Annotated in this window: 3 protein-coding genes and 2 pseudogenes; 3 read left to right on the top strand and 2 right to left on the bottom strand. The window is 60.1% G+C overall.

What is annotated here, in order from left to right:
- Positions 1-525: 525 nt before the first annotated feature.
- Both EN993_RS30595 and EN993_RS30590 read right to left on the bottom strand, forming a co-directional pair.
- A complete protein-coding gene (locus EN993_RS30595) occupies positions 526-1,584 on the bottom strand; it encodes a class I SAM-dependent methyltransferase (protein WP_024504268.1) in 1,059 nt (352 codons plus the stop codon).
- Between the two features lie 57 nt (positions 1,585-1,641).
- Positions 1,642-1,863: pseudogene (locus EN993_RS30590) on the bottom strand (insulinase family protein); the annotation flags it as partial.
- Positions 1,864-2,920: 1,057 nt separating this feature from the next.
- Here EN993_RS30590 and EN993_RS38090 point away from each other — a divergent pair.
- From EN993_RS38090 to EN993_RS38085, 3 genes and pseudogenes are all read left to right on the top strand, one after another.
- Positions 2,921-3,367, top strand: coding sequence for an extracellular solute-binding protein (locus EN993_RS38090; protein WP_236383562.1), 447 nt, complete (start codon positions 2,921-2,923; stop codon positions 3,365-3,367).
- A gap of 157 nt (positions 3,368-3,524) precedes the next feature.
- The gene (locus EN993_RS38480) at positions 3,525-3,833 is read left to right on the top strand and encodes a helix-turn-helix domain-containing protein (protein WP_236473435.1); all 309 of its coding nucleotides are present in this window, start codon (positions 3,525-3,527) and stop codon (positions 3,831-3,833) included.
- Positions 3,834-5,014: 1,181 nt separating this feature from the next.
- Positions 5,015-5,209 (top strand): annotated as a pseudogene (locus tag EN993_RS38085) (DUF459 domain-containing protein); the annotation flags it as partial.
- Between the last annotated feature and the right edge of the window lie 180 nt (positions 5,210-5,389).

The raw sequence follows: 5,389 nt of genomic DNA, 5'->3' as shown, positions 1-5,389 counted from the left end.
CCGCCGCCGGCTACAACTTCTCCCTCCTGCTCAGGTGGCTGAAGGGGTTTTTGTCGCTCTTGATTGCCCTGCTTCAAATCCGGCCGAAGCCGGTCGCCGCTTAGGGCTCGGATTGTTCACGGTCGACTAGTGAGCACTCTCCAATATGTTAGGCTCTGTCGCAGTAGCGCAACAAGCTCAGTCTTTGGATGGGTGGTATGAGGATGAGACGACTGAATGTGTACAGGCTCAGTCTTTTTATCGAGGCTCTCGTTTTTGTCGTAAGCGCGTTCGGTGCGACGTGGCTTACCAGCTTTGTGAACGCGCCATGGTGGACATATGTGATTATAGCGGCCATCGCTATGGGCATGTTCGTCGCCGTGCGTGGGGTCCTTTCTGAGCCGCAACGTATGGGACTCTTGGCACACAACTCGGCAGCGACCTCTGCGTGAACCCAGACGCCTTGAAAATGTGCCCGATGCGTCCGGATTTTTGGCGGTGATCTTCATCAAATGCGATGAGCTGCAATTTCTGGCGACGGCCACGCTAAGGGCGGGCCTCCAGCACCATGTTGAACGGTGTCTCCGCGGCGCGACGCAATCGCTTGAAGCCGCCGCCGGTCACAACCTTGCGCAGCCTCGCCTCACCGGCCTGGGCTCCAAGCGCGAGCCCGACTTCCTGCGACACGGATGCGGGCGTGCACACGAAAGTGGAAGCGGCATAGTAAACGCGGCCGACGGGATTGAGGTTCGCCGCCAGATGATCATGCGCGAACGGCTCGACGATCATCCACGTGCCGTCCGGCTTGAGCGATCCGTGGACATGGGTGGCGGCGCCCGTCGGGTCGCCCATGTCGTGAAGGCAATCGAAGAATGTGACGAGGTCATAGGTTCCGGGATAGCTCTTGGCGGCCGCCACGTCGAACCGCGTGTTAACGCCGACGCCGGCTACCTCGGCCGCCTTGCGGGCGCGCTCAATCGAAGGGGCATGATAGTCGAAGCCGACGAAGCGCGAATTGGGGAAGGCCTGTGCCATGAGCACGGTCGATGCACCATGACCGCATCCAACATCCGCGACGTCCACGCCGCGTTCGAGCTTCTCGACGACGCCCTCCAAGGCCGGCAGCCAGGAGTCGATCAGATTGGCATTGTAGCCTGGACGGAAGAACCGTTCCGTACCGCGAAACAGACACGCGCTATGATCGTGCCACCCGACGCCCTTGCCGGACTGGAATGCCTGCCTCACCTTTTCTTCATCGAGCCACAGCGCGGACAGGAACTCGAATGCGCCTGCCATGAAGGCCGGGCTGTCTTCATCAGCGAACACCAGCTCTTGCTCGGCGTTGAGATAGAATTTGTCGCTCGCTTCATCGTAGTCGACGTAACCCGCCGCCGCCTGCCCGGAAAGCCATTCCCTTACGAGGCGTTCCTGGGTGCCGGTGCGTGTCGAAAGTTCGGCGGCCGTCATCTTGCCGCCTTCGCGCAATGCCTTGAACAGGCCGAGTCTGTCCCCCAGCAGGACTCCCGCGCCCGTTGCGATCGCACCGAGATCGCCGACCATTTTCCCCAAGAATGCGTCCAACTTTTCCTGATTCGCTTCAGACATCTGAATCTCCCTTTGGGTTCAATCTCTCCAGGCGACGGAGCCGTGCTCGTCATGAGGCGCCTTGAGCATCAGATGCTCGAAGACATGCAGATATCCCCGGCGGCTCATTCCGCGCTGCCGATCCTGCACCAGACCATATGGGTGACGACCGGCGCGGTGGTCGGGAATGACAGCCACCTCCATGCCGTTGAAAAGCAGGAAATCCGTCACTTTGCCCTCGTCGGTAACCGGCGGAGCCGGAGTGGTCGTCACCAGGGCAAGCCCTGTTGCAGCAGGTATCCTTGGGCAGCCTGTCAGAACATCGATGACTCCGGTTGTGGTGCCGGGGTGGGCGATCAGGGGCCAAGTGATTGTTCCGCGGCGGCTGTATGTTGTGGTAAGGTGATCATGCGAACTCTTGTTGGTCGGTCACGTGTTTTGCGGATGACCCGCATGTACTGTGCCAAATGAGAAAACCATTCAAACGCAATCCAGTAGATCTGACTGTATCCGACATTGTCGGAATTTGGACATCGCCGAACGCGAAGCGCTCGGGGCTTGTGACGATACTTGAGCGTGCTGCTTCGGAGGAGGGATGAGCCTCGAACCGGCCGCGAGGCCTTTTTCTGGCAACGGATATTCCGGCCGGGTTAGGCCGCGAGGAAAGCGACGGTGAATAAGAGGTAGAGGACCAACCGTTTTGAGCGGGTAGTTGCCGTGTTGCGCCCCCAGGCAAAGGCCAGCACCACGGAGCAGTATTTCTGGTGGCGATACTACAACGCCTTTTAGTGCCGGTTACCCGTTTTTACCCAGTTGGCCTGGTGCATTCAGAGCGAGCTCGTTGGAAACCGCTTATTGTGGCTATGAGCGAACTCGGGATGGAGGAGTGGACCCAAAAATTGGCAAAATGCCCCAGGGAGGATTACATGGGTCGCTCATTCCCCGTACTCGTTACAGGTGCGCGTCGCTTCGCAAACAGCTTGCTTTTGACTTGGCGTTTTTTGCCGTCTCGGCATCGCTCACTAATTCGGCCGCTGCCGACACCGTGAACTGGCGTCAATTCGAAGGGACCAGCATAACTTGGGCCTACGACATCCACCCCTATGCGGATGCTCTCGCTGCGCAATTTCCGGAGTTCGAGAAGCTGACCCGGCATCAAGGTCACGCCGGAACTCTACCCAGACGATTCTTACTGGAACAAGATGACGATCCAACTGACGACGAAGTCGCCAGCATGGGATGTGTTCGGCACTGGCATTCAGCCCGCGTAGGACCTCGCTCCGAGTGGCGCCCTGGAGCCGCTGGACAAATACCTGAGCGATTGGAAGCTTACCGATGCTGGATACGACTACATTACGTGGACATGATCAAGAAGTGCGCGGCTCCTTCCTTCGCGTCCGGCCGCAGCGCGATGACGATCGACTCAAATATGTTCGGCTTCTGGAACGATGTTGCGGGGAAGCCGGCATCCGGCAAGATCGCCTTCGCTCCGCCGCTGCACGCACCGAGCGCCACGAGCTTGGAGTCTGACATCTGGATCTGGGCTCTCGCCATGAACGCGGCTTCCGAAAAGAAGGGCACGGCCTGGCTGTTCATCCCGTGGGCCACCTCCAAGCAGGTGGCGCTCAAGGGTGCCCTTGCTGGCCAGCTCGTCAATCCGCCGCGCACGTCGACCTGGCAGACGACACCTGGACTAAGTACGCTTCGCAGCCCGAGTTCAACAACTTCGTTGACAGCTTCAAAAAGATACAGGACCAAGCCGCGCTGGCTTTCACACCGCGTGTCGGCTTCGGCGAAGCCATGAACGCATGGGCCGTGGCGATGCAGAAGATGGTAAACGGCGATGACGTCGAGACGACGTTGAGGGCGCTTGCCGAAGAAATCCGCACTGGCCTCTGATCAAAAGGAACAGGGCAGTACTATTGCACTGCCCTGTTCCCGCCAACGGCGGAGATCACGCCGTGTCACCCCAAGCACTTAAACCCAGCGTGCCGATGGCAGCCGAAGGACCTGGCGCGCGCGCCTCGTCCGGTTCGGCTTCGCTGGAGGGGCGTTCCATCGACTGTTTCAGCCTTGCAATCATCCAGGCGCTGGCCAAAAGCCAGATGGAGCGCCGGCTCAGGAACCGGCGCAAAAACTCGAGCCTGCCGGCGCTGATCGAGCTGGTGCTGGCGCGGCCGCTGGTGTCGGCAGGTCTGGTCGCGGCCGAGCTGAAAATTAGCCAGCGCGCTGCGCTCGGGCTGGTGCCGAACTCGGCATCCGTGAGGTGACCGGCAGGGGGCGCTACCGGGCGTGGGACCCCGTTTAGCTGCGGCGGGCTTTGGCGAAAGCGACAGCACTGATGATTTTTGCTGTACGCTCATTCTCCCTCATCTGCGCGTTGACAGAAAACCAGCAGGCGAGGGTCACAGCACGCTGTGCTCCCCGCGATTTCCGGAAAACCAATGAAAAACGACTTTGATCGATCGCGCGGGACGTATCATTCAACCATGTCGAGAACGGGCGTGACGGCACGTACACTATGGACCGAGAGAACTTTGTCTGGCGACTTTGCGCACGCTTGCAAAACTCTTCGGAAAACTTCCTTCTGTTGATCCAATGATCGTAATGAGCTGGAGTGGCATCGCCGCTCTCCTCGGTTCTTGCTCTCTCAGTTGAACTTGATGCTAGCCTGCACGAAAACGCCGTAGCGCTTTGCCTTCCAATCGTCGGCCTGCGGGGAACCACGACCGCCCATTGCCTCTTCGAAATGAGCGGTGCCGTTATTCGCCACGGCCGCAACACCGCCTCGAGCTGGACGCCATGCCCATCGCCGTCTTCGGGAATTAGCTTGATCTTGGGCGCATGTGGTGCTGCTCTTTGCCGTCGAGCCGCGTGAAGAGGAACGCCACGTCACCAGAAAGGCTGAGTCGCTCGGTGAGTTGCGTCTGCCCGGCCAAGCCGAGTCGCAGCGAATGCCAATCGTTGTCCTGGCTGAGAGGTTGACGTAGGTGGGACGGTTGGCACACAGGTTCCCCAGTTGGTCGCCTGCTGCGTGCAACCGAAAGCATCGTAGCTCTCGTGCCAGAAATTGTTGCCAACAAAAGCACCGATGCGGTAGCGCGGTGAGTTCAAGAAATTATATCCAAGATCGGCGGTGAAATAGCTGACGCCGCCCCCGCGCTGATCACTGAATGTGTTTGAGTAGCCCCCCATTTCCGTAAGAAGTCCTCGTCATGAGAAAATCCTCCCTGATGCCGCCCGCACCGAGGAGGCCTTTACGAAAATGCCAGTCGGATTGTGGACTCGAATGCGCGTCTAGATCGTCATAGGTGAGCCGCGAGACCAGTGACGTACCTTTATGATTGTAAAGTTCCTTCGATGCGTTGCCGGTACTGGCCAGTAACGTAGTCCACCCTCGAAGGAAAAGACTGAGGCCGCCGACCCGGCTACCGACGCCGACTCGCAATCACCGGCACTCGACGGCGGTTCGGAACTTCTCGGTGCCGCAGCGCCGGCCAAGCCGGACGGGCCCGGTGAAAAATTCGTCGTCGAGGGCAAGGCGCCCGCTGCTGCGCCCGGCCGCGCCGACGATTTTTCTTGGCCGCCAAGGCGGCAGCCTGCGGCCGGGGCCACAACCGAAACGACCACGGCGATCAGTCCGTAAGCTGCCCGGGGCAGCGGAAGGGCGGAAAGCGCCTTCAGGTGGCCGCACAAGTAGGGTCTCGAGACGGACTCAGCGCGGCAGCACGCTCGATCCCATCAGCGCCTCATCGATGGCGCGCGCCGCCTGGCGGCCCTCGCGGATCGCCCAGACGACCAGCGACTGGCCGCGCCGCACGTCGCC

The sequence above is a fragment of the Mesorhizobium sp. M7D.F.Ca.US.004.01.2.1 genome, assembly GCF_003997785.1.
GTDB classification, from domain to species: Bacteria; Pseudomonadota; Alphaproteobacteria; order Rhizobiales; family Rhizobiaceae; genus Mesorhizobium; species Mesorhizobium loti.
The sequence above is the reverse complement of the archived record's forward strand: the minus strand, read 5'-3'. Positions and strand labels throughout refer to the sequence as shown.

Bases quoted from the DNA above. Each gene is read 5' to 3' on its own strand.
- EN993_RS30595 (WP_024504268.1), bottom strand. From the start codon at position 1,584: ATGTCTGAAGCGAATCAGGAAAAGTTGGACGCATTCTTGGGGAAAATG.